Annotated in this window: 24 protein-coding genes and 1 pseudogene; 18 read left to right on the top strand and 7 right to left on the bottom strand. The window is 74.2% G+C overall.

The genetic code is table 11. From position 1 onward, the window contains the following. Positions 1–29 precede the first annotated feature (29 nt). From mftA to mftF, 7 genes are read left to right on the top strand one after another with little or no spacing between them, the layout of a single operon-like run. A complete protein-coding gene (gene mftA, locus IG63_RS22575; RefSeq protein ID WP_157210050.1) occupies positions 30–134 on the top strand; it encodes a mycofactocin precursor MftA in 105 nt (34 codons plus the stop codon). After that, positions 134–421: a mycofactocin biosynthesis chaperone MftB gene (mftB, locus tag IG63_RS0106360; protein WP_030483540.1), complete on the top strand. Its 288-nt coding sequence runs from the start codon at positions 134–136 to the stop codon at positions 419–421. Before mftA ends, mftB begins: the two co-directional genes overlap by 1 nt. Beyond that, positions 418–1665, top strand: a complete 1248-nt coding sequence (mftC, locus tag IG63_RS0106355; protein WP_030483539.1) for a mycofactocin radical SAM maturase — start codon at positions 418–420, stop codon at positions 1663–1665. Before mftB ends, mftC begins: the two co-directional genes overlap by 4 nt. Continuing rightward, positions 1662–2897, top strand: a complete 1236-nt coding sequence (mftD, locus tag IG63_RS0106350) for a pre-mycofactocin synthase MftD (RefSeq protein WP_030483538.1) — start codon at positions 1662–1664, stop codon at positions 2895–2897. The genes mftC and mftD overlap by 4 nt, the downstream gene beginning before the upstream one ends. Then, positions 2894–3565, top strand: coding sequence for a mycofactocin biosynthesis peptidyl-dipeptidase MftE (gene mftE, locus IG63_RS0106345; protein ID WP_030483537.1), 672 nt, complete (start codon positions 2894–2896; stop codon positions 3563–3565). Before mftD ends, mftE begins: the two co-directional genes overlap by 4 nt. Next, the gene (locus tag IG63_RS0106340; RefSeq protein ID WP_030483536.1) at positions 3562–4290 is read left to right on the top strand and encodes a mycofactocin-coupled SDR family oxidoreductase; all 729 of its coding nucleotides are present in this window, start codon (positions 3562–3564) and stop codon (positions 4288–4290) included. Before mftE ends, IG63_RS0106340 begins: the two co-directional genes overlap by 4 nt. Beyond that, the gene (gene mftF, locus IG63_RS0106335; RefSeq protein WP_030483535.1) at positions 4287–5699 is read left to right on the top strand and encodes a mycofactocin biosynthesis glycosyltransferase MftF; all 1413 of its coding nucleotides are present in this window, start codon (positions 4287–4289) and stop codon (positions 5697–5699) included. Before IG63_RS0106340 ends, mftF begins: the two co-directional genes overlap by 4 nt. Before the next feature lie 22 nt (positions 5700–5721). On the opposite strand, the gene IG63_RS21365 is transcribed toward mftF, so the two are convergent. Both IG63_RS21365 and IG63_RS0106325 read right to left on the bottom strand, forming a co-directional pair. Then, positions 5722–6879, bottom strand: coding sequence for a GAF domain-containing sensor histidine kinase (locus tag IG63_RS21365; RefSeq protein ID WP_051706205.1), 1158 nt, complete (start codon positions 6877–6879; stop codon positions 5722–5724). After that, on the bottom strand, positions 6876–7508 hold the full coding sequence (locus tag IG63_RS0106325; protein WP_030483533.1) for a response regulator: 633 nt from the start codon (positions 7506–7508) through the stop codon (positions 6876–6878). Before IG63_RS0106325 ends, IG63_RS21365 begins: the two co-directional genes overlap by 4 nt. Positions 7509–7614: 106 nt before the next feature. Here IG63_RS0106325 and IG63_RS0106320 point away from each other — a divergent pair, with 106 nt between their 5' ends. The 5 genes from IG63_RS0106320 to IG63_RS0106300 all read left to right on the top strand — a co-directional run bounded on the left by IG63_RS0106320 (position 7615) and on the right by IG63_RS0106300 (position 14896). Next, complete coding sequence (locus IG63_RS0106320) at positions 7615–8487, top strand: nitroreductase family protein (protein WP_030483532.1); 873 nt, start codon at positions 7615–7617, stop codon at positions 8485–8487. Between the two features lie 72 nt (positions 8488–8559). Beyond that, positions 8560–9993, top strand: a complete 1434-nt coding sequence (locus tag IG63_RS0106315) for a cytochrome ubiquinol oxidase subunit I (protein ID WP_030483531.1) — start codon at positions 8560–8562, stop codon at positions 9991–9993. 28 nt (positions 9994–10021) lie between these two features. Next, on the top strand, positions 10022–11023 hold the full coding sequence (gene cydB / locus IG63_RS0106310; RefSeq protein ID WP_030483530.1) for a cytochrome d ubiquinol oxidase subunit II: 1002 nt from the start codon (positions 10022–10024) through the stop codon (positions 11021–11023). Then, the gene (gene cydD / locus IG63_RS0106305) at positions 11020–14280 is read left to right on the top strand and encodes a thiol reductant ABC exporter subunit CydD (protein WP_051706203.1); all 3261 of its coding nucleotides are present in this window, start codon (positions 11020–11022) and stop codon (positions 14278–14280) included. Before cydB ends, cydD begins: the two co-directional genes overlap by 4 nt. Positions 14281–14305: 25 nt before the next feature. Continuing rightward, positions 14306–14896 carry a hypothetical protein gene (locus IG63_RS0106300; RefSeq protein WP_030483528.1) on the top strand — a complete coding sequence of 197 codons (591 nt, stop codon included), beginning with the start codon at positions 14306–14308 and terminating at the stop codon, positions 14894–14896. Here the strand turns inward: IG63_RS0106300 and IG63_RS0106295 are convergent. The 3 genes from IG63_RS0106295 to IG63_RS0106280 form a co-directional block, all read right to left on the bottom strand. Further along, positions 14893–15891, bottom strand: coding sequence for an IS481 family transposase (locus IG63_RS0106295; protein ID WP_030483527.1), 999 nt, complete (start codon positions 15889–15891; stop codon positions 14893–14895). The two genes, IG63_RS0106300 and IG63_RS0106295, sit on opposite strands and share 4 nt — an antisense overlap. 187 nt (positions 15892–16078) lie before the next feature. Further along, on the bottom strand, positions 16079–16915 hold the full coding sequence (locus IG63_RS21360) for a hypothetical protein (protein WP_157210049.1): 837 nt from the start codon (positions 16913–16915) through the stop codon (positions 16079–16081). After that, positions 16912–17925 carry a zinc-binding alcohol dehydrogenase family protein gene (locus IG63_RS0106280; protein ID WP_030483525.1) on the bottom strand — a complete coding sequence of 338 codons (1014 nt, stop codon included), beginning with the start codon at positions 17923–17925 and terminating at the stop codon, positions 16912–16914. Before IG63_RS0106280 ends, IG63_RS21360 begins: the two co-directional genes overlap by 4 nt. A gap of 89 nt (positions 17926–18014) precedes the next feature. Between IG63_RS0106280 and dhaK the strand changes: the two genes are divergently transcribed. The 5 genes and pseudogenes from dhaK (at position 18015) to IG63_RS0106260 (ending at position 22589) form a co-directional block, all read left to right on the top strand. Beyond that, positions 18015–19016 carry a dihydroxyacetone kinase subunit DhaK gene (gene dhaK / locus IG63_RS0106275; protein WP_030483524.1) on the top strand — a complete coding sequence of 334 codons (1002 nt, stop codon included), beginning with the start codon at positions 18015–18017 and terminating at the stop codon, positions 19014–19016. Beyond that, on the top strand, positions 19016–19660 hold the full coding sequence (gene dhaL / locus IG63_RS0106270) for a dihydroxyacetone kinase subunit DhaL (RefSeq protein WP_030483523.1): 645 nt from the start codon (positions 19016–19018) through the stop codon (positions 19658–19660). Before dhaK ends, dhaL begins: the two co-directional genes overlap by 1 nt. Next, positions 19657–20079 (top strand): annotated as a pseudogene (gene dhaM / locus IG63_RS23525) (dihydroxyacetone kinase phosphoryl donor subunit DhaM); the annotation flags it as partial. The gene dhaL and the pseudogene dhaM, both read left to right, overlap by 4 nt. Before the next feature lie 9 nt (positions 20080–20088). Next, complete coding sequence (gene ptsP, locus IG63_RS0106265) at positions 20089–22110, top strand: phosphoenolpyruvate--protein phosphotransferase (protein ID WP_342665946.1); 2022 nt, start codon at positions 20089–20091, stop codon at positions 22108–22110. After that, the gene (locus IG63_RS0106260; protein ID WP_211249203.1) at positions 22107–22589 is read left to right on the top strand and encodes an acyl-CoA thioesterase; all 483 of its coding nucleotides are present in this window, start codon (positions 22107–22109) and stop codon (positions 22587–22589) included. Before ptsP ends, IG63_RS0106260 begins: the two co-directional genes overlap by 4 nt. A 4-nt stretch (positions 22590–22593) precedes the next feature. Here the strand turns inward: IG63_RS0106260 and IG63_RS0106255 are convergent, their stop codons facing one another. Together IG63_RS0106255 and IG63_RS0106250 are read right to left on the bottom strand one after the other, a co-directional pair. Beyond that, positions 22594–23322 carry a sulfite exporter TauE/SafE family protein gene (locus IG63_RS0106255; protein ID WP_030483520.1) on the bottom strand — a complete coding sequence of 243 codons (729 nt, stop codon included), beginning with the start codon at positions 23320–23322 and terminating at the stop codon, positions 22594–22596. Between the two features lie 12 nt (positions 23323–23334). Continuing rightward, positions 23335–24744 carry a phytoene desaturase family protein gene (locus IG63_RS0106250; RefSeq protein ID WP_030483519.1) on the bottom strand — a complete coding sequence of 470 codons (1410 nt, stop codon included), beginning with the start codon at positions 24742–24744 and terminating at the stop codon, positions 23335–23337. A gap of 378 nt (positions 24745–25122) precedes the next feature. Between IG63_RS0106250 and IG63_RS0106245 the strand changes: the two genes are divergently transcribed. Next, the gene (locus IG63_RS0106245; protein WP_157210048.1) at positions 25123–26607 is read left to right on the top strand and encodes a hypothetical protein; all 1485 of its coding nucleotides are present in this window, start codon (positions 25123–25125) and stop codon (positions 26605–26607) included. Positions 26608–26672: the final 65 nt, after the last annotated feature.

Genomic DNA, 26672 nt, shown 5'->3' with positions numbered 1-26672 from the left:
CGCACCACCACCCCACCTCAGGAGGCACCATGAGCCCGGAGCCGCAGGAGCCGCAGGACACCGAGGCGACCGACGTCGCCGCCGAGGACCTCATCGAGGAGGTCTCGATCGACGGCATGTGCGGCGTCTACTGATGCCGGACCCCTTGCTCGGTGAGGCCTGGACCCTCTCGCCGGCGGTGGCGCTGCGCCCCGAGCCCTTCGGCGCGCTGGCCTACCACTTCGGCAACCGCAAGCTCACCTTCCTCAAGCGACCGGAGCTGGTGGCCGTGGTCCGGTGCCTCGCCGAGCACGGGTGCGTGCGCGCGGCCCTCGAGGCCAGCGGCGTCCCCGAGGCCCAGCACGCGGCGTACGCCGCGGCGCTGCGCGGCCTCGCCGAGACCGACATGATCCGCCCCAGGGAGAGGCAGGCCGCCGCATGACGCTCGCCCCCGCACGACCCGCCCCGGCACGAGCCGCCAGGAGCACACGCCTCGTCGACCAGTTCGAGCTCGGCCTCGACGCCCCCATCTGCCTGACCTGGGAGCTCACCTACGCCTGCAACCTCGAGTGCGCCCATTGCCTCTCCAGCAGCGGCCGCCGCGACCCGCGCGAGCTCACCACCGAGCAGTGCAAGGCCGTGATCGACGAGCTGCAGCGGATGCAGGTCTTCTACGTCAACGTCGGCGGCGGCGAGCCGACCATCCGGCCCGACTTCTGGGAGCTGCTGGAGTACGCCGTCGCGCACGACGTGGGCGTGAAGTTCTCCACCAACGGCGTGCGGCTGACCCCGGAGCGCGCCGCCTTCCTGGCGGCCACCGACTACGTCGACGTGCAGATCTCGCTCGACGGCGCGACCGCCGAGGTCAACGACTACGTGCGTGGCCCGGGCTCCTACGACACCGCGATCCAGGCGCTGGCCAACCTCCAGGAGGCCGGCTTCCGCGACGCCAAGATCAGCGTGGTGTGCACCCGGCAGAACCTCGGCCAGCTCGACGACTTCAAGGCACTGGCCGACCGCTACGGCGCGACGCTGCGCCTGACGCGACTGCGCCCGAGCGGCCGCGGCGCCGACGTCTGGGACGAGCTCCACCCGCTGCCCGAGCAGCAGCGCGAGCTCTACGACTGGCTGGTGGCCCACGGCGACGAGGTGCTCACCGGCGACTCGTTCTTCCACCTCTCGGCGTACGGGCCCGAGGACGGCAGCGGAGCGCTGCCCGGCCTCAACCTCTGCGGCGCGGGCCGGGTGGTCTGCCTGATCGACCCGGTGGGCGACGTCTACGCCTGCCCCTTCGCGATCCACGACGAGTTCCTCGCGGGCAACCTGCTCGCCGACGGGGGCTTCGGCCGGGTGTGGCGCGAGAGCGAGCTCTTCGCCGACCTGCGCTCCCCGCAGACCGGCGGCGCGTGCAGCAAGTGCGCCTTCTTCGACTCCTGCCGGGGCGGCTGCATGGCCGCGAAGTTCTTCACCGGCCTGCCGCTCGACGGACCCGACCCCGAGTGCGTGCAGGGCTACGGCGAGCAGGCGCTCGCCGGCGAGCGGGTGGTCCCGGCCTCCAGCCAGGACCACTCCAAGGCAGGGCCCACCCGCAACCAGCCGGTGATGCTCCAGCTCCTCACCCGCCCGCCCGTGAGCGCGTGCGCCGAGAGCCCGCTGGCCGGCTTCGACCCGCAGGCGCCCTCGTGAAGCTCGAGAACCCCTGGAAGCAGAACCCCTGGTTCGAGTCCGTCGCGGTGGCGCAGGAGCGGGCGCGCAAGCGGCTCCCGCAGCCCGTGTACGGCGCACTGGTCGCGGGCAGCGAGCGCGGTCAGAGCGTCTCCGACAACGAGGCGGCCTTCGCCGAGCTCGGGCTCGCGCCGGTCGTGGCGGGCCAGCAGGCCGAGCGTGACCAGGCGACGACGCTGTGGGGCCAGGAGATCAGCCAGCCGGTGGTGATCAGCCCGACCGGCGTGCAGGCCGTGCACCCCGACGGCGAGGTGGCCGTCGCGCGGGCCGCGAGCAACCGCGGCACCCTGACGGGGCTGTCGAACTTCGCCTCGAAGTCGGTCGAGGACGTCACCGCGACCGGCGCGCGCACGATGTTCCAGATGTACTGGACCGGCGAGCGCGACGTGATGCTGCAGCGGATGCAGCGCGCCCAGGACGCCGGTGTGGTCGGGTTGATCGCCACCACCGACTGGTCCTTCTCGATCGGCCGCGACTGGGGCTCCCCGGAGATCCCCGAGAAGGTCGACCTGAGGACCATGGTCCGCTTCGCCCCGAAGGTCGCCACCAAGCCGCGCTGGCTGTGGACCTTCGGGCGGACCGGGACGATCCCCGACCTCACCGCGCCCAACCTCGCCCCGCCCGGTGAGGCGACGGGCCCGACCTTCTTCGGCGCCTACTACGAGTGGATGACCACGCAGCCGCCGTCGTGGGACGACATCGCCTGGATGCGCGAGCAGTGGCAGCAGATCAGCGGCGGCAAGCCCTTCGTCCTCAAGGGCGTGTGCCGCTTGGACGACGCGCTGCGGGCGGTCGACGCCGGCGTCTCCGGCATCTCGGTCTCCAACCACGGCGGCAACAACCTCGACGGCACACCCGCGCCGATCCGGGTGCTCGCCCCGATCGCCGAGCGGGTCGGCGGCGACATCGAGGTGGTGCTCGACGGCGGCGTACGCCGGGGCTCCGACGTGGTCAAGGCCCTCGCGCTCGGGGCGCGGGCGGTGCTCATCGGACGCGCCTACCTGTGGGGCCTGGCGGCCAACGGCGAGGAGGGCGTCGGCAACGTGCTCGACATCCTCCGGATGGGCGTCGACTCCGCGCTGCGCGGCATGGGCCTGGCGAGCATCCACGAGCTCACCCCCGAGCACCTGATCGTGCCCGACGGCTTCCACCGCACGCTGGGGGGACCCGTCCCGGCTCCGGCACCACGATGATCCTGGCCGAGGCCACCTCGCCCGAGACCGCTGATGCGGACCTCGTGCTGGTGCCCGTCGGCTCGCTGGAGCAGCACGGCCCGCACCTGCCGCTCGACACCGACACCACGGTGGCGGTCGCGGTCGCCGAGGCGGCCGCGGAGCAGCTGCCCGGCAGCTGGGTGGCACCGCCCGTGGCGTACGGCGCCTCCGGCGAGCACCAGCACTTCGCCGGCACCGTCTCGGTCGGCCACGTGGTGCTGCGTGCCGTGGTGGTCGAGCTGGTGCGCTCGCTGCGCTGCTGGGCGCGCCGCGCGGTGCTCGTCAACGGCCACGGGGGCAACGTGCGCACCCTCGACAGCGCGGTCGCCCAGCTGGTCGCCGAGGGTCACGACGTCGCGTGGGTGCCGTGCGCGGTGCGCGACGGGGATCTGCACGCCGGTCGCACGGAGACCTCGCTGATGCTCCACCTGCGACCGGCCTCGGTGCGTCTCGAGCGCGCCGTACGCGGTGACACCCGTCCGCTCGCCCAGCTGCTGCCGACCATGCTCGAGGGCGGTGTCGCGGCCGTGACCGGTACCGGCGTGCTGGGGGACCCGGCCGGCGCCTCGGCGCACGAGGGGGAGCGGCTGCTGGCCGAGATGGTCGACGCGGTGCTCGAGCGGCTCGCCGTGGTGGCGCGCCGGTGACACGGGTCGCCCTGGTCACGGGCGCTGCCGGTGGCATCGGGCGGGCCACGGTCGCACGGCTGATCGACGAGGGGTACGCCGTCACGGCGTACGACCGCGACGGGGCGGTGCGCGACCTCGACGGACCGATGGTGCTGCCGGTGGTCGGCGACGTGCGGGTGCGCGAGGAGCTCGACGCCGCCGTGGCGGTGACGCGGGAGCGCCACGGCCGGCTCGACGCGGTCGTCGCCGGCGCGGCCGTCGTGGCGGGCGGCAGTCGGCTGTGGGAGACCCCGGTCGAGCAGCTCGACGACCTCTGGGCCGCCGACGCCCGCAGCGTCTGGCTGACCGCGGCGGCCACCGTGCCGGTCATGCTCGCCGGTCCGGACCCCGCCGGGTGCCGCTTCGTCGCGGTCGCCTCGGCCGCCGGCCACCGCGGGCTCTACGGGCTGACGGCGTACGTCGCGGCCAAGCACGCTGTGGTCGGCATCGTGCGCGGCCTGGCCGCCGACCTCGCGGGCACCGGCACCACCGCCGCCGCCGTCTCGCCGGGCTCGACGCGCACGCCGATGCTGACCCGCACGGCCGAGCTCTACGACGTGCCGGAGTCGGACCTCGCCGCCGCGCAGCTGCTCGGCCGGCTGCTCGACCCCGACGAGGTGGCGGCCGCCGTCGCCTTCTGCTGCTCGGTGGCCGGGGCCGCGGTCAACGGCTCGGTCGTGCACGCCGACGGGGGCTTCCGGTGACGACCGCGCCGGCCGATCCCACGCTGCCCGACGGCTTCCGGGTGCGGGTGCGGCGCGACGTGCGCCGTCTCGACGACGGGCGGGTCCTGGTGGGCGGCTCGCCGCTCCGCGTGATCCGGCTCGGGGAGCCGGCGCAGCGGCTGCTGCACCGCGACGAGGTGCGGGTGGCCGACCGCACCAGTGCGGCACTGGCCGAGCGGCTGCTGGGCGCCAACGTCGCCGACCCGGTCCTCGACGACCAGCGCGTCGACCCCGCCGACGTCACCGTCGTCGTCCCGGTGCGCGACCGCGCCGCCCAGCTCGACCGCTGCCTGCGCGCGATCGGACCGCAGCTCCACGTCCTCGTGGTCGACGACGCCTCCCACGACCCCGCAGCGGTGCGTGAGGTGGTGCTGCGCCACGGGGCCCACCTGGTGCCGCTGGCGGTCAACGGCGGCCCCGCGGTGGCCCGCAACGCCGGGCTGCGGCAGGTGCGCACGCCGTACGTCGCCTTCGTCGACTCCGACGTGCGGGTCACCGCCGCCACGCTGCTCCGCCTCGCGCGGCACCTGAGCGACCCCCGCGTCGCCCTGGTGGGTCCGCTGGTGGCGGGCGACGCGACGTCGGCCCGGCCGCGCTGGTTCGAGCGCTTCGACGAGCGCGCCTCCTCGCTGGCCCTCGGCGACGTCGCCTGCGAGGTGCGTCCGGGGGCTGCCGTGGCGTGGCTGCCCAGCGCCTGCCTCGTCGGTCGCGTCGCCGACCTCGCCGGCGGCTTCTCGGAGGAGATGCGCGTGGGCGAGGACGTCGACCTGGTCTGGCGGCTGGTCGCGCGCGGCCGCACGGTGCGCTACGACCCCGGCGAGCGCGCCGACCACGACACCCGCACGACGGTGCGCGCCTGGCTCGGCCGCAAGCACCTCTACGGCACCGGCGGCGCCCCCCTCGCCGCGCGTCACGGCGACCACACCGCGGTGGCCGTGCTCTCACCGGCGATGGCCGTCGCTGGCGCGGCGGTGCTGCTGCGCCGCCGGTGGTCGGCGCCCGTCGTCGCGCTCGCGACCCTGCGCGCGGCCCGGCTCGTGGAGCGGTCGGTGCCCGCCGACCTCCCCGGACGCCATGCCGAGTCGGCCCGCCTGGCCGTGCGCGGTCTCGGCTGGGCGGTGCGCCAGGAGTCCGCGCTCGCGCTGCGCCACTGGTGGCCGCCGGTCCTGGCGGCCTGCCTGGTCAGCCGCACGGCCCGCCGGATGGTCGCCACGGCCCTGCTCGTCGACACCCTCCAGGCCCTGCCCGCCACCACCCCCCGCGACCTCCCCGCCACCCTGCTCGGCCGCCGCCTCGACGACGCGGCGTACGGCGCCGGCCTCTGGACCGGGGCCCTCCGCGCCCGCTCGCTGCGCTGCGTCGGCGTCCGCCTGCTGCGCTCGCGCTGACGGGGGTGCGGCGTACGCCGCGTCAGCCCACGGGCACGGTCCAGGTCACGGTGGTGCCGGCCTCGGGGGAGGAGGCGACGGTGCAGTGGCCGCCGCGGGCCTCGGCGCGGGCGCGGATGTTGGCCAGGCCGCTCTCGGTGACGTCGGGAGGCAGGCCCCGGCCGTCGTCGCAGACGACCAGCTCGACGGTGCGCGACGACGCGCGCAGCGAGACGGTGACGGCGGTGGCCGAGGCGTGGCGACTGGCGTTGGAGAGGGCCTCGCCGAGCACCGCGAGCACCTCGGGGGCGAGGGCTCCGGTGACCATGGTGCGCACCGGGCCCTCGATGCGCAGCGTGGGGCGGAACTTCAGCGCGACGCCGGCCCGCTCGACGATGCGGGTCACCTCGGCCTGCACGTCGGAGGCGCCCTCGACCGAGCCCAGCGCGAAGATCGAGCGCCGGATGTCGCGGATGGTCTCGTCGAGGTCGTCGACGGCCTGCTCGAGCCGGGCCGTGACGGCGGTGTCGCCGGTACGCCGGGCGGCACCCTGCAGGCTCAGGCCGATGGCGAAGAGCCGCTGGATCACGAGGTCGTGCAGGTCGCGGGCGATCCGGTCGCGGTCCTCCAGGAGCGCGAGCCGCTCCCGGTCCTCGCGCTGGCGGGCGGCGTCCTCGAAGAGCCGGGCGTTCTCGATCGCGACGCCCGCCGCCGCGGCGAGCGCCACCACGATGTCCTCGTCGGCCTGGGTGAAGTCGCCGGTGCCGACCTTCTCGGTCAGGTAGAGGTTGCCGAAGACGCGTCCGCGGATCCGCACCGGCACCCCGAGGAAGGAGTGCATCGGCGGGTGGTGCGGAGGGAAGCCGTACGACGCGGGGTGGCTGGCGATGTCGCGCAGCCGCAGCGGCTCCGGGTGGTCGATGATCAGCCCCAGCAGCCCGTGGCCCGAAGGCAGGTGGCCGATCTCCTGCACCACCTCCTCGTCGATGCCCTGGTGAACGAAGGTGCGCAGCCGGTCGCCGCCGGAGTCGGGGTCCAGCACGCCGAGCGCGGCGTACCGCGCGCCGGCCACCTCGCGTGCGGTCGCGACCAGCCGGGTGAGGACGCCGTCGAGGTGGAGGTCGCTGGCCAGGGTGAGCACGGCGTCGAGCAGCAGCCGCAGCCGCGGCTCGTCGAGCTCGGGTCCCGGCGTCGGTGTCACGGGCGTGGGTGCTTCACGGCGAAGATGGCGGCCTGGGTGCGGCTGGAGAGCCCGAGCTTGGCGAGCATCGAGGAGACGTAGTTCTTCACCGTCTTCTCGGCCAAGAAGAGCTCGCCCGCGATCTGCCGGTTGGTCATGCCCTGGCCGATCAGGTCGAGGATCCGCTGCTCCTGCTCGGTCAGCGCCGCGAGCTCCTGGTCGCGGGGCACCCCGTGCCGCACCCGCTCCAGCACCGCCGCGGTGACCGAGGGGTCGAGCGTCGACTGGCCGGCGGCGACGCGGCGGACCATGTCGACCAGGTCGTTGCCGCGCACCTGCTTGAGCACGTAGCCCGCGGCGCCGGCCATGATGGCGGCGAAGAGCGCGTCGTCGTCGTCGTACGACGTGAGGATCAGCGCCCTGATCGAGGGGTCGACCGACCGGATCTCGCGGCAGACGTCGATGCCGGAGCCGTCGGGCAGCCGGCCGTCGAGGATGGCGACGTCGGGCCGCGCCGCCGGGATCCGGCGGGTCGCCTCGGCCGCCAGCCCGGACTCGCCGACCACCTCGATGTCGGGCTCGCCCTCGAGCAGCTCCTTGATGCCGCGGCGCACGATCTCGTGGTCGTCGAGCAGGTAGACGCGGATCACGGGACCACGGTAGACCCCCGGACGCCTGTCGGCTGGTGCTCGGCGACCCCCCTGGTCGGGACCTTGGTCCCTGCCCGCGGCGCCCGCGTCGGCGCAGCCTGGGCGCATGTGTCAGACCGCGACCGCCGTGCCCCACCGCGCGGCGCTGCGGGTGCTCGAGCTGGCAGGGCGGGCCCCGAGCGCCCACAACGCCCAGCCCTGGGCCTGGCGGGTGCGGCCGCGCAGCCTCGAGCTGCACCTGGACCCGGCGCGCACGGCCGCGTCCGGGATCGACGCCGAGGCCGCCGAGCGCAACGCCGTGGTCTCGTGCGGCGCCGCGCTGCACCACCTCGAGGTGGCGGCCGCGGCCCTCGGCTGGGAGGCCCGGGTGCTGCTGCTGCCCGAGCCCGGCCACCCGACCCTGCTGGCGCGCCTCGGGCTGGTACGCCGCCCGCCCGCCCCCGAGGCGGGCGCCCGGCTCGACGCGCTGCTGCAGCGCTGCACCGACCGGCGCCGCTTCACCGCCTGGCCCGTGGAGCCGGCGGCGCTGGTCGACCTCGCCGCCGTGGCCGCGCCGTACGGCGCCACCGTGCTGCCGGTGCTCGACGCGGTCGACCATGCCCGGCTCGAGCGGCTGGTGCTCCGGGCGGTCGAGGCCTCGGCGCGGTCCGGGCTGGACGATGGCGACCACGCCGTCGAGCTGTGGAGCTCCGACGGCGTGCTCGTGCTGGGGGACGCCGACGACGACCGGCGCGCCTGGCTGCGGTCGGGGCGCGGCCTCGGCGCGCTGTGGCTGGAGGCCACCCGGGCGGGCCTGAGCGTCGTCCCGCTGAGCCGGGTCGTCGAGCTGCCCGAGACCCGGCAGGCGCTGCGCGGCGAGGTGCTCGGCCGCCGGCTGCGGCCCCACCTGCTGCTGCGCATCGGCTGGCAGGCGATCGGGCGCAGCGGCGTACGGCTGACCTCACGGCTCCCGGTGGAGGAGCTCCTGCTCGACGACTGAGGACCTAGGTCCCGGCAGCACGGGCCCGCGGTCCGTGTCGAGCGACCACGTCCGCGTCGTCTGCTTTCTCCCGTGGACCCGACCGACATCGCACGCTGGCAGTTCGCCATCACGACCGTCTACCACTTCCTCTTCGTGCCGATCACCATCGGTCTCTCCGCGATGGTCGCGGGCTACGAGATCGCGTGGCTGCGCACGGGCAACGAGCAGTGGCTGCGGCTGACCCGCTTCTTCGGCAAGCTCTTCTTGATCAACTTCGCCCTCGGTGTCGTGACCGGCATCGTGCAGGAGTTCCAGTTCGGGATGAGCTGGAGCGACTACTCCCGCTTCGTCGGCGACGTCTTCGGGGCGCCACTGGCGGTGGAGGGGCTGCTGGCCTTCTTCCTGGAGTCGACCTTCCTCGGCCTGTGGATCTTCGGCTGGGACCGGCTGGCACCCCGCCTGCACGCGGCCTGCATGGTGCTCGTGCACGTCGGCACGCTCTTCTCGGCGTACTTCATCCTGGCGGCGAACTCCTGGATGCAGCACCCGGTCGGCTACGCCTACAACCCCGAGACCGGGCGGGCGGAGATGGACGACTTCGCGGCGGTGCTGCTCAACGAGGTGCAGCTGGTCACCTTCCCGCACGTGGTGCTCTCGGCGTACCTGACCGCGGGTGCCTTCGTCGCCGGCGTCGCCTTCTGGCTGCTGACGCGTGGCCCGCGCCCCGAGGACCGCTCGATGTACCGCGCCGCGCTGCGCACCGGCGCCACCGTGGTGCTCGTCGCAGGCCTCGGCGTCGCCGTGACCGGCGACCTCCAGGGCAAGGTCATGACCGAGGTGCAGCCGATGAAGATGGCGGCCGCCGAGGCGCTCTACGAGACCGAGGCCCCCGCCGACTTCTCGATCCTGACCATCGGCTCGCTCGACGGGTCGGAGGAGCGCTTCGCGATCAAGGTCCCGCGCCTGCTCTCCTTCCTCGCCCACGGAGACACCACGAGCGAGGTCGTGGGGATCAACGAGCTTCGCGAGCGCTACCAGGAGGAGTACGGCGCCGACCCCGGGGCGACGTACTACTCGCCGGGTGACTACACGCCGGTCATCCCGCTGACCTACTGGACCTTCCGCCTGATGATCGGCTTCGGGCTGGCCGCCGCGGCGGGCGCGGCGTGGCTGCTGTGGGCGACCCGCAAGGGCCGGGTGCCGATGGGTCGGCCGCTGCTGTGGACCGCGGTCTCGCTGCCGTTGCTGCCGCTGGCCGCCAACAGCGCGGGCTGGATCTTCACCGAGGTCGGCCGGCAGCCCTGGGCCGTCTTCGGCCTGATGACCACCGACCGCGCGGTCTCGCCCGGGATGTCGACGGGCGAGGTGCTCACCTCGCTCGTCGTGCTCACCGCGGTGTACGGCGTGCTCGCGGTGGTCGAGGTGGGCCTGCTGCTCGCGGCGATCAGGAAGGGCGCCGACGCGCTGCCCGACGCGAGCCCCGACGGCGACGACAGCGACCGGCCGCTGGCCTTCGCGTACTGACCTGCCCCGAGACCCGGAGGAGAGATCGATGGAGCTCACGACCGTCTGGTTCGCCCTCATCGCCGTGCTGTGGACCGGCTACTTCTGCCTGGAGGGCTTCGACTTCGGCGTCGGCATGCTGCTCCCGGTGCTCGGCCGCGACGACACCGAGCGACGCGTCCTCATCAACACGATCGGCCCGGTCTGGGACGGCAACGAGGTGTGGCTGCTGGTCGCGGGCGGGGCTACCTTCGCCGCCTTCCCCGAGTGGTACGCCACGCTCTTCAGCGGCTTCTACCTGCCGCTGCTGCTGATCCTGGTCGCGCTCATCGTGCGCGGGGTCGCCTTCGAGTACCGCCACAAGCGCGGCGACGACCGGTGGAAGCGACGCTGGGACGCCGCCATCGTGGCCGGCTCGCTCGTGCCCGCGCTGTTGTGGGGCGTCGCCTTCGCCAACATCCTGCGGGGGGTGCCGATCGACGCCGACCTGGAGTACGTCGGCGGCTTCCTCAACCTGCTCAACCCCTACGCGCTGCTCGGTGGCGCGACGACGCTGCTGCTCTTCCTGACCCACGGTGCGATGTTCGTCGCACTCAAGACCGACGGCCCGGTCCGCCACCGCGCTCGCGACCTGGCGCAGCGGCTCGGGCTCGGGGCGGCGGTGGTCACCGTGCTGTTCCTGACCTGGACCCAGGTGACGACCGGGACGCTGGCCTCGGCGAGCGCCTTCGTCGTGGCGGCGCTCGCGCTGGTCTGCGGCCTGGTGATGGCAGCCCTGGGCCGCGAGGGCTGGGCCTTCGCCGGCACCTTCGCGGCGATCGGGCTGGGCGTGGTCGGGCTCTTCCTCGCGCTCTTCCCCGACGTGATGCCGACCTCGCTGGCCGACGGGGTGTCGCTGACGACCACCAACGCCGCCGCGACGTCGTACACGCTCGGGATCATGACCGTGGTGGCCGTGGTCTTCACGCCGCTGGTGCTGGCCTACCAGGCGTGGACCTACTGGGTCTTCCGCCGGCGCATCGCCACCCACCACATCCCGGTGCACGCGTGAGACCCACCGACCCCCGCCTGCGTGCCCGGCTGGCGCCGGCCCGGGCGCCGCTCGCCGGGGTGTTGGCGAGCGGCGTCCTCGGGGCGGCACTGGTGGTGGCACAGGCGTGGCTGGTCACGGGGCTGGTCGTGGCGGTCGTGCGGCGGGAGGACGTGGTGCCGTGGGGCCTCGGCGTCGTCGCGGTGCTGCTGGGGCGCGCGGTGTCGGGCGCCCTCGGTGACCTGCTGGCCGCCCGCGCGGCGACCCGGGTCGCCACCGACCTCCGTGCCCGGCTGCTCGCGCGGCTCGCCGACGGTGTCGCGGTGCCGCCGGTGCTGCTGACCCGGGGTGTCGCCGCCGCGGAGCCCTACCTCACCCGCTATCTGCCCGCGCTGGTGCTGGCGGCACTGCTGCCGCCGCTGGTCGTGGTCGCGATGGCGACCCAGGACCTGCTCAGCGCCGCGATCGTGGTGGCGACGCTGCCGCTCGTGCCCGTCTTCGGGGGGCTGGTGGGGCTCGCCACCCGCGACCGTGCGGCGCAGCAGTGGCGGGCGATGGCCTCGCTGTCGGGGCACTTCCTCGACGTCGTCCGCGGGTTGCCCACGCTCGTGGCGCACCGCCGGGCCGTCGCCCAGTCGCACCGCGTCGCCGAGGTGACCGAGCGCTACCGGGTCGCGACCCTGCGCACGCTCAGGATCGCCTTCGCGTCGTCCGCGGTGCTCGAGCTGGTGGCCACGCTGTCGGTGGCGCTCGTCGCCGTGACGGTCGGCGTCCGGCTCGCCCAGGGTGACCTCGACCTCCGCACCGCGCTGGTGGTGCTCCTGCTCGCACCCGAGGCGTACTGGCCGCTGCGTCGTGTGGGCGCGGAGTTCCACGCCGCCGCCGAGGGCGTGGCCACCTTCGAGCAGGCCCACGCGCTGCTCGACGCCGGGCCGAGCGAGGAGGCGGTGCCGGCCGAGGGCGACCTGGTGCTCGACGAGGTCTCGGTGACCTATCCGGGGCGGACGTCGCCCGCACTCGCCCCGCTCACCGCCGTGGTGCAGGCGCGCGGCGTGACGGCGGTGACGGGACCGTCGGGCTGCGGCAAGTCGACGCTGCTGCGCGTGGTCGCCGGGCTCGTGGAGCACGAGGGCGTCGTCACGGGGCGCCCGTCACGCGAGCAGGTGGGCTGGCTGCCCCAGCAGCCCCGCTTCGTGTGCGGCAGCGTGGCCGACAACCTGCGGCTCGCCCGGCCCGACGCCACCGACGTCGCGCTGTGGGACGCGCTGCGCCGGGTCGCGCTCGCCGAGCGCGTGGCCGCCCTACCGCGCGGGCTCGACAGCACGCTCGGCGAGGACGGGCTCTCGCTCTCGGCCGGGGAGCGGGCCCGCCTCGCCCTGGCCCGCGTCGTCCTGGCCGACCGGCCGTGGAGCCTGCTCGACGAGCCCACCGCCCACCTCGACGAGCTCACCGAGCAGGTCATCTGCGACGTCGTCCATCGGCTCGGCCGACGCGGCGCCGTGCTCGTCGTCGCCCACCGCCCCGCCCTGCGCGCCGTCGCCGACCACGTGTTGCCCCTCCTCCCCGCCGACCCGCCTCAGATGTCCGCCGACCCGCCTGAGATGTGCGCCGACCCGCCTGAGATGCCGGCATTCGAGGCGGATGGGCGTGCAGATGAGGCGGGTCGGCGAGGGGGGTTGGAGGTGGCGACCGTGATCGGGGCGCTGGCGTCGGCGTCCGGGGTGGCGCTCACGGCCACGGCGGGCTGGCTGATCGTGCAGGCCTCGACGCAGCCGGCCGTGCTGACGCTGCTCGTGGCGGTCGTCGGCGTCCGCGCCTTCGGGCTCGCCCGCCCCGTCCTGCGGTACGCCGAGCGCCTGCGGGCCCACGACGCCGCACTGCGGATGCTGGCCCGTCGGCGCGTGCAGGTGTACGACGCGCTGGTGCCGCTCGTGCCCGGCCGCGTGGGCCGGCGCGGCGACGTGCTGGGCGCGGTGGTCGACGACGTCGACGGCGTCGTCGACCGCGAGCTCCGCGTCCGGATGCCGCTGCGCCAGGCCGTCGCCGTGGTCCTGCTCGCCGGTGCGGTGACCGCGTGGCTGCTGCCCGCCGCCGGCGCCGCGGTCCTCACGGGCGGGCTGGTCGCGACGTCGTCGGCGTACGGGCTGGGCCGCTGGGGCGGCTCACGTGCCGAGCGCGACGCCGTGGCCACGCGCGCCCGGCTCTCCGAGCAGGTCGTCGAGGCGACCCAGGTCGCGGAGGAGCTGCGGATGTGGCAGGCCGTCGACGCGGTCGTGGCGCGCGCGTCGGCGACCAGCGACACGCTGGGGCGTGCCGCCGAGCAATCGATGCGCTGGCTCACCGTGGCCAGGGCAACGGTAATGGCCGTGACGGGTCTCGGTGTCGCCGTCGCGGCCTGGCTGGTCTCGCCCGTGGTCGGTCAGGCGGTGAGCGCCCCGGTGGCCGCCCTGCTCGTGCTGGTCCCGCTGGCGCTCGCCGACGTGCTGCTCCCCGTGGCTGACGCCGGGGCACTCTCGGCGCGCACCGCCGCGGCAGCGGCGCGGCTCGCCGCGCTGGAGTCGGCGGCGCCCGCGGTCGACGACACCGGCCGCCACCCCGCCGGCGACGACCCCACCACCGCCGTGCACGGCGCCCGCCTGCGCGGCTTGGCACTCTCGCTCGCGCTCGACCCGGGCGAGCGGCTCGTGGTGGTGGGGCCCTCCGGCTCCGGCAAGAGCACGCTGGCCTCGCTGCTGCTGCGCTTCCTCGACCCCGAGGCCGGTGTGGTGAGCCGCGGCGGGGTGCCGTTGCGCGAGCTCGCCCTCGACGAGGTGCGGCGCACGACCGGGCTGGTCGACGACGCGCCGTACGTCTTCGCCACGACGCTGGTGGAGAACGTGCGGCTCGCTCGCCCCGGCGCCACCGACGCGGAGGTCGCGCGGGCGCTGCGACGGGCACGGCTCGGTGGCTGGCTCGACGCGCTGCCCGACGGGCTGCACACCTGGCTGGGGGAGGGCCACGCGGAGGTCTCCGGGGGCGAGCGCGCCCGACTGGGGGTGGCGCGCTCGCTCCTGGCCGACCAGGCCGTGCTGGTGCTCGACGAGCCGACCGCCCACCTCGACCACGCCACCGCCGAGGAGCTGGCCCGGGAGGTGCTGACCGGCCCACGCGAGCGGTCCGTGCTCTGGATCACCCACGAGCCGGTCGGCCTGCCGCACGCCGACCGGGTGCAGGACCTAGGTCCCGCACCCGCGGGGTCTTCCGCCGCTGCCGCTCGCGCACTAGCGCGACGAGGCTGAGAGCGAGCCAGAGGAGGCGAGGACCATGACCACTCAGACCACCCGCATGACCAGTGACCGCAGCGCGACGTCCCCGACGAGGGAGGTGGAGGTCGTGCGCAGCAGCCGCGCCCGGCAGGCCCTGGCCGTGCTGCGCCTCGGCTTCGGGCTGACCTTCCTGTGGGCCTTCGTCGACAAGCTGCTCGCCCTCGGCTTCGCCACCGGGCGCGGCGAGGACGGCGTGGTCGACCGCTTCGGTCCCGCCGCCTGGGTCAACGGGGGGAGCCCGACCGAGGGCTTCTTGAAGTTCGGCGCCGACGGGCCCTTCGCCGACCTCTACGGCTCCATCGCCGGCGCGGCCTGGGCCGACTGGCTCTTCATGCTGGGCCTGCTCGGCATCGGGCTCGCGCTGACGCTGGGCATCGGGATGCGGATCGCCGCCGCCACCGGCGCCCTGCTCTACGTGCTGATGTGGACCGTCGTCCTGCCCCCGCCCAACAACCCCGTCCTCGACGACCACCTGCTGGGTGCGGTGACCCTCGTGGTCCTCGCCCTCACCTACGCAGGGGACACCTGGGGCCTCGGCCGCCGCTGGGCCGAGCTCCGCGTCGTGGAGTCGAACCCGGTGCTCCGCTAGTTGTAGTTCCCCGTGAGGTTGTGAATGCGGTCGGCGGGTGTGAGGCCCTCGATGCCGGTGTGGGGTCGGTGGTGATTGTAGAAGTGCAGCCAGTCGGCGTAGGTCGCTGCGCGTGCGGCGTCTGATAGGTAGACGACGGCGTAGGCCCACTCGGCGGCGAGCGTGCGGTTGAAGCGCTCGACCTTCCCGTTGGTCTGGGGTCGGTAGGGGCGGGTGCGACGGTGCTTAACCTCGCCGAGTGCTTCGGCGAAGACCTTGGAGCGGTAGCAGGCACCGTTGTCGGTCATCACCGTCGTGACGCTGATCCCGGCTTCGGCGAAGAACTCCTTGGCACGCAGCCAGAAGCCGGCGGCGGTTTCCTTGCGCTCGTCGGGGAGCTGTTCGGAGTAGGCCAGCCGGGAGTGGTCGTCGACAGCGTGATGGAGGTACACGTAGCCACGTGAGGCTGGTGCCCCGGCGCGGGCTGCTCGATCGCTGACCACCTGCGCCCTGCGGTGCTGCGCCGATGTGCGACCGAAGGCCCGCCACCCGCCGCCGTCGGGGATCTTGCCGAGCTTCTTGATGTCGACGTGGACCAGGTCGCCCGGCTTGCCGGCTTCGTAGCGCACGGGTGCAGGTCGGCGGACCGGGAGTCCTGTGGCTTGGTCGAGGTGAGCCAGCAACGGCATCCGGTACCGGGCCAGGACCCGACCCACTGTCGAGCGTGGGACGCCGAGGTGGAAGGCGATGCGGTGTGGCCCCCAACGCCGCGTGTGGCGCAGCTTCACGATCCGGTGCTCGAGCCGGCGGCTGCAACGTCGCGGGCTGCTGCGTGGTCGGGAGAGCCGGTCCGTCATGGGTTCGCCGCGGCGATACCGGGTGGCCCACTTCGACACCGTGGCCGGCGAGACCTGGAACCGTTCAGCCGCCCGCTGGACCGTCCACTTCTTCTCAACGACCGCGACCGCGAGTCGACGACGTCCCTCAGGAGTCAGCGGGGCATTAGCGTGGGTCATGAGGACCTCCAGACGGTGGGTTGGTGTGGTAACCCCCTCCGTACTGGAGGTCCTCGTCATTCGTCTACCGTCCGGCATTCACAACGTCTGTGGGAACTACAGCTAGTCACCTCTGCGCTGGTCCCCCTGCGACAGCCCCCGATCACGCCCCCCGTGGTCGGGGGCGCCGCGCGTCACGCACGCCGGGTCAGCGACGGACGACGGCGGCGAGGCCGCCGACGACGGCGAGCACGGCTGCAGCGGCGGCCGCACCCCAGAGCGCGAGCCGGAGGTCGGTGGTGACGCCGTCCCAGACGGCCGCGCTCAGCGCGCGGTCGGAGCCGGGCACCGCGGCGACGGCGCGGTCGCGCACCTGTTCCAGCGCGAGGAGCATCAGCAGCAGGGTGGCGGCGCTGCCGGCGCCGAGCAGGGCCAGCACCCGGCTGCGCTGGCGCGCCACCAGCAGTGCGAGCGCCACGAGCACGACCCAGACGACTGGCAGCACCACGCCGGCGGCGGTGAGCGCCTGGTACGCCGTCCGCGCGCGCGTCACCTGCTGGCCCTCGAGCACGGTGACCGGCGCCTCGACCTCGGGCGGGCTGACCGCGACCGGCAGCGAGTCGCCGACCTCCTCGACGACCGCGTCGAGCACCCGGCCCAGGTCGAGGGACACGTCGGCAGCGTCGGCGCCGGGGCGCAGCCCGGCGACCAGCTCCTCGTGCGCCGCGGTGTTGGCGGCGTCCCAGGCGGGCCGGAACTGCGGGCTCCGGACGACGAGCCGGACGCCGTCGGCGATGCGGTCCTCCAGCCTGCCTGCGACGAGCCCGCCGACCGCGCCCCCGCGGGCCTCGACCTCGGCGACGACGCGCTGCGTCAGCGAGCGCTCCACCGCGGCGAGCACGCGCGGATCCTCGGCCAGGGGGCTCACTGTCCGGACGTAGCGGTCGGTGTCGTCGACGACCGCCCCCAGCCACACCGCGACCATCGCGACCGGCAGCACGACGCACGCGGCGAGCGCCGTGAGCCAGGCGACGGCGGCTCTCACGGGGTGGGCCACCCCGCGAGCACGACCTTGCCGACCGCGCGGCCCCGCTCGACGAAGGCGTGCGCGCGCTGCAGCGTGGCGGCGTCGATCGACCCGTAGACCGCGTCGGTCGTGGTGCGCAGCGTGCCCTCGTCGACCAGCGCGGCGACCTCGGCGAGCAGCCGCTGCTGCTCCTCCATGTCGGGGGTCTCGAACATCGAGCGGGTGAACATGAACTCCCAGTGCAGCGACCCCGACTTCTGCTTCAGCGGCATCACGTCGAGCCCCGCCGGGTCGTCGATCACGCCGAGGTGGCCCTGGGGCGCCAGCACCTCGACCAGCTGCTCGTAGTGCTCGTCGGTGTGGGTGAGCGAGGCGATCAGCTCGACCGACTCCACGCCGAGGTCGGCCAGCTGCGGCGCGAGGGGGGAGCGGTGGTCGATCACGTCGTGGGCGCCGAGGCGGCGTACCCAGTCGGCGGACTCGGGACGGGAGGCGGTGCCGACCACGCGCAGCTGGGTCAGCTGCGCCGCCAGCTGCACCAGGATCGAGCCCACGCCGCCCGCGGCGCCGACGACGAGCAGGGTGCTGCCCTCGCCGCGGTCGCGCTCGACGCCCAGCCGGTCGAAGAGCAGCTCCCACGCGGTGATGGCCGTCAGCGGCAGGGCAGCGGCCTGCGCGAAGTCGAGGGAGGCGGGCTTGCGCGACACGAGGCGCTCGTCGACGAGGTGCAGCTCGGCGTTGGCGCCGGGCCGCACGAGCGACCCGGCGTACCAGACCTCGTCGCCGGGGGCGAGGTCGACGACCTCGCCGCCGACCGACCGCACGACCCCCGCGACGTCCCAGCCGAGCACGTGGTGCGTCTCGCCCTCGCCGGGTCCCTGCCGACGCCGCACCTTGGTGTCGACGGGGTTGACCGAGATGGCGCGGACCTCGACGAGCAGGTCGCGCCCGGTGGGCTCGGGGTCGGGGAGCTCGACGTCCTCGAGCACCTCGGGGTCGCCGGTCTGCTGGTATCCGATGGCACGCATGGGCCCCATCCTGTCCCCTTCGACCCTGGCGGGTCACGGGCGGGCGCGCGTACGTTGCTGACGACGCCCACCCCCGCCGAGGAGTACCGATGAAGAAGCTCATCAACGACCCAGACGACGTCGTCAGCGAGGCGCTGCTCGGCATCGACGCGGCCCACCCGGAGCTCCGGGTCGACCACGCGCAGAAGGTCATCTACCGCGCGGAGCCCACCCGTCGCGGCAAGGTCGCCATCGTCTCCGGCGGTGGGTCGGGCCACGAGCCGCTGCACGGCGGCTTCGTCGGGCTCGGCATGCTCGACGCCGCCTGCGCGGGGGAGGTCTTCACCTCGCCGGTGCCCGACCAGATCCTGGCGGCCACGCAGGAGGTCGACGGCGGCGCGGGGGTGCTGCACCTGGTGAAGAACTACACCGGCGACGTCATGAACTTCGAGATGGCCGCCGAGATGGCCGCGGCCGCCGCCGACGTCGAGGTGGTCTCGGTCGTCACCGACGACGACGTCGCCGTGCAGGACAGCCTCTACACCGCCGGACGCCGGGGGGTCGGCGTCACGGTGCTGGTGGAGAAGATCGCCGGCGCGGCCGCGGAGGAGGGTCGCGACCTCGCCGAGGTGGCCCGCGTCGCCACCGAGGTCAACGCCCGTGGCCGCAGCATGGGCGTCGCGCTGACGCCGTGCACCGTGCCGGCCGCCGGCAAGCCCGGCTTCACCCTGGCCGACGACGAGATCGAGATCGGCATCGGCATCCACGGCGAGCCCGGCCGCCGCCGCGCCAAGCTCGGCACCGCCAAGGAGACCGCCGCGCTGCTCGTCGACCCGATCCTCGAGGACATGCCGCTCGACCGCGGCACCCGCGTGATCGCCTTCCTCAACGGCCTGGGCGGCACGCCGCTCATCGAGCAGTACCTGATGTACCACGAGGTCAGCACCCTGCTGGAGGGTCGCGGCATCGAGATCGCGCGCTCGCTGGTGGGCAGCTACATCACCTCCCTCGAGATGGCCGGCGTCACGCTGACGCTGCTCGAGGTCGACGACGCGATGCTCTCGCTGTGGGACGCGCCGGTCTCCACCCCCGGCCTCCGCTGGGGGGTGTGATGACCGACGCGCTCTCCCTGGAGCAGCTGCGCGCCTGGGTCGACGGCTTCGCCGCGTCGGTCAAGGAGCACCGCGAGGAGCTGACCGAGCTCGACTCGGCCATCGGCGACGCCGACCACGGCAGCAACATGGACCGCGGGCTGCGGGCTGTCGGCGAGGCGCTCGAGGCCAAGCCTCCGGCCGACGCCGCCGCCCTCTTCACCACCGTCGGCATGACGCTGGTCTCCAAGGTGGGGGGCGCCAGCGGGCCGCTCTTCGGCACCTTCTTCATGCGTGTCGGCCAGGCCCTCAAAGGCGTCGACGCCGTCGACGTCGCGGCCCTGACCGCGGCGCTGGAGGCCGGCACCGAGGGGGTGGTCGCGCGCGGCAAGGCCGAGGCCGGCGACAAGACGATGTACGACGCCCTCGCGCCCGCCGTCGCGGCGCTGCGGGAGGCCGGCGCCGCCTCGCCGGGGGAGGCCCTCGCCGCCGCGGCGTCCGCCGCCCGCGCGGGGGCCGAGGCCACGGTCCCGCTGCAGGCCCGCAAGGGCCGCGCCAGCTATCTCGGCGAGCGCAGCATCGGCCACCAGGACCCGGGCGCCACGTCGGTGGCGCTGCTGCTCGAGGCGGCCGCGGCGGCAGGGGGAGGGGCGCGCGCGACGTGAGCGTCGCGATCGTCGTCGTCTCCCACAGCGAGCCGCTGGCGCGCGCCGCGGTCGCGCTGGCCGGCGAGATGCTGCAGGGCGGCGAGGTGCGGGTCGAGGTCGCCGCCGGGCTCGACAACGGCTCGGGAGGGTTCGAGGTCGGCACCGACGCGATGCGGATCAAGGAGGCGATCGAGGCGTGCGTCGACGCCGACGGCGTCCTCGTGCTCGTCGACCTCGGCAGCGCGGTGATGAGCGCCGAGATGGCGCTGGACTTCCTCGACGACCCCACCCTGCGCGAGCGCGTCACGATCTCGCCGGCGCCGCTCGTCGAGGGCCTCGTGGTCGCCACCGTCGCCGCCGCGGGTGGCGCCACGCTCGCGGAGGTCGCCGCCGAGGCGCTCGACGCCACCGCCGCCAAGGCCGCCCACCTCGCCGACCCGCCTGAGATGCAGACCGACCCGTCCTCGCCGGTCGAGCCGTCCTCGCCGGTCGAGCCGTCCTCGTCGGTCGAGCTTGTCGAGACCCCTCCTGCCATGTCGGGCCGCTTCACCGTGCGCAACCCCCACGGGCTGCACGCCCGCCCCGCGGCCCGGCTCGTCCAGGAGGTACGCCGCCTGGCCGCCGACGTCGAGCTGGTCAACCTCACCACCGGCGCGGGCCCCGAGCCCGGGTCGAGCATGATCCGCGTCGCGGTGCTGGGGGCCGCCCAGGGCCACGAGGTGGAGGTGCGCGCCCGCACGCAGGAGGCGGTCGACGCGGTCGTGGCGCTCGCCGAGCGGGGCTTCGACGAGTCCTTCGAGACGCCTCACGAGCCGGCGGCCGACCAGGAGCCGGCGACGTCGGCGGGTGGTCCACGAGGCGCCTCGCCCGGCGTGGTGCTGGGCCCGGCGCGACGGCTCGTGTCGGCGCCGCTGGAGGTCAGCGAGGCGGGCGGCACGCCCGAGGAGGAGTCGGGCCGGCTGGACGTGGCGCTGGCCGCCGCGCGCGGCGAGGTCGAGGCGACGCACCGCGCGCTGCGGCAGACGCCGGAGGCGGAGATCTTCGAGGCCCACCTCGCACTGCTCGACGACGACAGCCTGCTCGGTCGCGCCCGCGCGCTGGTCGCGGAGGGGCGCAGCGCCGCGGCCGCCTGGACCGACGCCGTCGCCGAGGTGCACGACGAGTGGGCGGCCCTCGACGACCCCTACCTGCGCGAGCGCGCGGCCGACGTCGACGCGGTCGGGGAGCAGGTGCTGCGCTCGATCACCGGGGTGGCGCCGGCAGCGATGCCCGCCGCGGGCGTGCTGCTGGCCGACGACCTGACGCCCGCCGAGGCCGCCGCGCTCGACCTCGACCTGGTGCAGGGGGTCGTGCTGGCGGCGGGCAGCCCGACCTCGCACGCCGCGATCCTCGCGCGGGCCCGCGACGTGCCCCTGGTCGTCGGTGCGGGCGACTTGGCGCGCACCGCCCCCGACGGCGCCACGGTCGCGCTCGACGGCAGCACGGGGGAGGTGCACGTCGACCCCTCCGACGAGGTGCGGCGTGACTTCGAGCGCCGCGCCGAGGCGGAGCGCGAGCAGCGGCGTACGGCGCTCGACGCCGCGCAGCGGCCCGCCGCCACCACCGACGGTGTCACCGTCGTCGTCGGCGCCAACCTCGGCTCGGTGGCCGACGCCGAGCTCGCCCGCGCGAGCGGGGCCGACAAGGCCGGCCTGGTGCGCACCGAGCTCCTCTTCCTCGGCCGCGACGACGCGCCCGGCGAGGACGAGCAGGCCACGACGTACGCCGCCGTGGCCGCCGCCCTCGACCGCCGGGTCACGCTGCGCACCCTCGACGTGGGCGGCGACAAGCCGCTGCCCTACGTCGCCGCTCCGGCCGAGGACAACCCCTTCCTCGGCGTGCGCGGCGTCCGGCTGAGCCTGCGCCACCCCGACCTGCTGCGCACCCAGCTGGCGGCGATGGCCAGGGTGGCGGACGACGCCGACGTCGAGGTGATGGTGCCGATGGTCGCGGTCCCGGCCGAGATGGACGCGGTGCGCGCGCTGCTGCCCGAGGGGTCGAGCCTGCGGCTCGGGATGATGGTGGAGGTGCCCAGCGCGGCGCTGAAGCTGCCGGCCCTCGCGGCGCACGTCGACTTCGTGAGCATCGGCACCAACGACCTCACCCAGTACGCCGTCGCGGCCGAGCGCGGCAACCCCGGCGTGGCCGAGCTCGGCGACCCGCTCGACCCGGGCGTGCTGCAGCTGGTCGAGCGGGTCGTCGCCGCCGGCCTCCCGACCGGCGTGTGCGGGGAGGCGGCGGCCGACCCGGCCGGCGTACCGCTGTTGCTCGGGCTCGGCGTCCGCGAGCTCAGCGTGGCCCCGCCCGCCGTGCCGCGGGTCAAGGCGCTGGTGCGCACCCTCGACACCGCCAGCTGCGCCGCGCTCGCCCGGGAGGCGCTGACGCTGCCCGACGCGGCCGCCGTACGCCGCCTGGTGGCGGGGTCGTGAGCGCGCAGGGGCGGCCCGCGTCGCTGTCGATGACGGTGCTGATGACGCCCGACCTGTCGAACTTCTCCGGCAACGTGCACGGCGGGCAGCTGCTGAAGTTCCTCGACCAGGTCGCCTACACCTGCGCCAGCCGCTACGCCGGCACGTACGCCGTGACGCTGAGCGTCGACCGGGTCGTCTTCCGCGAGCCGATCCGCATCGGCGAGCTGGTCACCTTCGACGCGAGCGTCAACCACACCGGCCGCACCTCGATGGAGATCGGCGTGCGCGTCAGCGCCGAGGACCTCAGCACCGGCGAGCGCCGCCACACCAACAGCTGCTACTTCACGATGGTCGCGATGCACGACGGCGCGCCCGTGCCCGTCGCCCCGCTCGAGCTCGACACCCCGACCAAGCGCCGCCGCTCCGAGGCCGCCGTACGCCGCCGCGAGCTGCGCGCGGAGATGGAGCGCCGCGAGGCCGAGATCCGCGAGCGCTGAGGCGTCAGCCCAGCAGCGAGCGGACGAGCAGGGCGCCGGCGGAGGCGCCACAGACGACGAGCACCGCCGGCCGCACCAGCGAGGGGCGAAGGCGGTGGCGGAGCAGCCGGCTGGTCTCGGCGCCGAGCAGCAGCAGCGGCACCATGAGCAGCGCGACCTCGGCCTGCAGCCAGGTCAGCTCCCCCGCCAGGGCCAGCCCGAGGAGGCTCATCGAGGCGCCGACGAGGAAGTAGACCGCGAGGGTGGTGCGGATCTGCCGCGGGTCGCGGCGCGCGTAGAGCAGGGCCATGGGAGGTCCGCCGATCGAGCTGGCGGTGCCGGTGATGCCGCTGACGAAGCCGGCGGTGGCCAGGGTGCCGCGGTTGACCGGTGGGGTGACCGCCCGCCAGGTGAGCAGCACCGCGGCCAGCACCATCGCCCCGATCAGCACGCCCAGCTGCCGGTCGTCGACGCGCGCCACCACGACGACGCCGACGACGGTGCCGAGCAACCGGGTGGGGAAGGACCAGCCGAGTCCGCGCCAGTCGATGTCGGCGTGCTCGCGCGAGAGCGTCATCAGCGGCAGCACCGAGACGATCAGCAGCATGGTGCCGGGCATGAGGGAGGGCGCCACCAGCGCGGTGACCGGCGCGGCCACCAGGCCGAGCCCGAGTCCGACCGTCGTCTGCACCAGGGTGCCGACGACCACGGCGAGGCATAGCACCGTCAGCGTGGGAAGTCCGAGATCGAGCACCCCGACAGCGTCTCAGCCGAGGTCGCGCAGCGCCGCACGGGCCGCCAGCCAGCCGCACATGCCGTGCGCGCCCGCCCCCGGCGGCGTCGCGGCCGAGCACAGGTAGACGCCCGGCACGCCCGCGGCGTACGGCGCCAGCGTCACCCGCGGCCGGAAGACCAGCTGCCGCACCGTGTTGGCGCCGGTGACGATGTCGCCGCCCACGTAGTTGGGGTTGTCGGCGGCGATGGTGCGGGTGCTGCGGGGCGTCATCGCGACGACGCGCTCGCGCAGGCCCGGCGCGAAGCGCTCGAGCTGGGCCAGGATCGCCTCGGTGGCGTCGCCGTCGTAGCCCGCCGGCACGTGGGCGTAGGTGTCGACGGGGTGCACGTCGCCGGCCGACCGCGCAGGGTCGGCGAGGTACTGCTGGCCCGCCAGGACGAAGGGCCGCTCCGGCATCCGGCCGCGCCACGCCTGCGCCTCCGCGTCGGCCACCTGCTCGAGCGAGCCGCCGACGTGCACCGTGCCGGCGCGGCGGGAGGGCTCGTGGGCCCACGGCACCCCGCCCTCGACGGCCAGGGCGACCTGGAAGGCGCCGGGGCCGTGCCGGTAGCGGCGGTAGGCGCGGCGTACCCGCGGCGGCATCAGGTCGCCGGCGATCTCCGCAGCCGCCCGCGGCGAGGTGTCGAGGAGCACGACGTCGGCCTCGCACTGGGCGAGGTCGGTGACGCGCACGCCGGTCTCGACCCGCCCGCCCGCCTCGGCCAGGCGGGTCAGCAGCGCGGCGGTGATGGCCTCGCTGCCGCCGATCGCGACCGGCCAGCCGGTGTGGTGCGCCGAGGCGCCGAGGGCCAGCCCGATGCCCGACGTCGCCGGGCGGTCGAGCGGCCGGAAGGCGTGCGCCGCCGCGCCCGCCCACAGCGCCCGCGCCTCGTCGGTGTGCCAGCGCCGGGCCAGCGTCGTGGCCGGCAGCAGGGCCGGTACGCCGAAGCGAGCGAGCGCCACCGGGTGCCGCGGCAGGTGCAGCAGCGGCTGCAGGAACTCCTCGGAGACCGCGCCGAAGCGGTGCGCCGTACCCCCCAGCAGGCGGCGGTACGCCGCCGCGTCCGGCCCCAGCGCGCTCGCCGTCCGCTCGGCCGAGCGCCACGCCGCCGCCCCGCGGCCGCCGTCGAGCGGGTGGGCGTACTGCACCTGGGGCCACGCCCAGCGCAGCCCGGCGCCCTCGAGGTCGAGGTCGCGGTAGCAGGCGGAGCCGACCGCGAGCGGGTGGAAGCCCGAGCACTCGTCGTGCAGCGCCCCGGGCACCGTCGCCTCCACCGACCGCGCACCCCCACCCGGCCGGTCGGCCGCCTCCAGCACGGTGACCTCGAGCCCCGCCCGGGCGAGCGTGACGGCGCCCGCGAGCCCGTTGGGTCCGCTCCCGACGACCACCGCCCGCACCATGTGAATCTAGGCCATCTCTTGCGCATGCCGAGCCCGCTCGCGGGAAGTTGCTTGTGCGCCGTCTCCTCCGCGTGGTCGAGGAAGGCACCCTCGCGAATCACCGTCCGTCCACCAGCCTTGAAAGCCTAGTAAGGCTCGGTAGGCAGCGGGACGGCGACGCCGTGTGCAGAGCCAGCCTGACTCCCATCCGCGAAGTGCCTTAGGTCATCCGGGTGGCCGTGAGCGCGCTATCGGAGTGAGTCGTCTGGCGGCACGCCAGCGTTGGCGTCACCCGTAGCGCCACGGCGTGCCGCGCCACCGAGGCGAGGCCACCATGGGGCTGGCGATCACGGCCTGCCCGGTGCCACAAGTGTCGCCGGCCGCTGCCATGCTTCAGCTGTGCTGAGCGCTGAGGATCCACTCATCCCTGTACCGATTGAACTGGACTCCTACGTGGCGTGGGCGATGCACGAGGACTCGACAGTCGACGTGTGGTCCGTACGATCGCGCTACTTCCACGAGTTCGCCCCCCGGATGGCCGGGTTCGACTCGCTGGGAACCCCGCTGATTCCGCCCGACACGCACGTCTTGGACCACCTGGCACGCGTATGGGATCTCGTCGACGAAGACACGGCAGCACACCGCCCTGCTGCCGCCACCGTGGCCTGCCCGGTCGAAGAACTTGAATGCGACCTCTGTGAGTCACGAGCGCGCTACGAGACCCCGGTGCTGAACCGCGGCGAAACGGTGCCCATCTATGCCTGCCTCGATTGCACGCGCGCCCACGGCGATCCGGTCCTGGGTCCAGGTTCATCGGTCTATCTGATGTACGAGGACGAGATCCCGCAGCGCGTTCGCAAGGTATGTGATGAGATCCGAGATCTTCAAGGCAAGAACAGCATCTGGTCCTCGACCACCGGCCCCGAACCTGCCGAAGGCCCCGCTGGCGGCGATCGAGCCGCGTCGGTAATCCAGAGCCTGCGTTCAATCATCCGTGAGGAAATGAACGCGGTCCGCAGCGACGCCGAACGCATGGTTGAACGGTTCGAGTTAGGCGAAGACGGCAAATACAGTTTGACGCGCAGCGAGTACGACGCCTACGTGGGACTCGTGACGCGAGCCAACCGTCTCAAGTCTGCGCTAGACGAGTCGGCAGATGGCTCCAGCAGCCGACAGGCGCAGCCTGCGCCAACCATGGAGCGATCGACGACAAGTGTCGTCGGAACCACCACGGCACTGGCACGGTCGGACCAGGATCCACTCACGCTGGACGCAAAGGCGGTCTCTGTGCGTCTCCGCTCCTTGTGGGTTGGAGCGATCGGTCCGATGCTCGAAGAGCACGAGCATGACCTAGCCGAGGTGTGGTCGCGCGCGAGCTTGCAGCGGGTCGGATCGGAGCTCGTGATCAGCGCCCCCATGAACTTCGGCGAGGGCGATCCCCTTGACGACGAGCATGGCGCGACACTCAAGACACTGATCACCCAGGAGTCCGGAGGCGTAATTACGACGGTGACCTACCAATACGCCGACCGCCCACTTCCAAAGCTCCGCCGCGCAAGGACCCACAGCCTCGACATCTACCACCCCGAAGACGCCGCTGCACCAGACTGCACCGCTCTGGCCGCTGCGCTAGCAGGGAAGCTAGTCGGCGCAGGCGCGCACGCGAAACCAGTGCTCGCACAACTGACTGTGGCCGGCGCGAGCAAGTTCAGACTCTGGCTCGCGGCGCCGACCGAGGCCGACCGAAAAGCCGTCGGATCGACTCCCGGCGCGGCTGCAGACTTGCACCTGGCCATCGCCGCGATCCAGCGCGGTCAACCGCTTTATGACATCGTGGTCGACCCCCAATCCTGGCAGCGCTACCCAAAACTGGAGCTCGGGTGATCGCCTCAGAAACCCTGTGGATTGGAAGCCGAGAGGTTCACTCAACTTCTCATCCGCAGCTGCGC

The sequence above is a fragment of the Nocardioides aequoreus genome, from assembly GCF_000720335.1.
Lineage (GTDB): Bacteria > Actinomycetota > Actinomycetes > Propionibacteriales > Nocardioidaceae > Marmoricola > Marmoricola aequoreus.
This window is presented reverse-complemented; position numbering and strand designations above follow the sequence as displayed.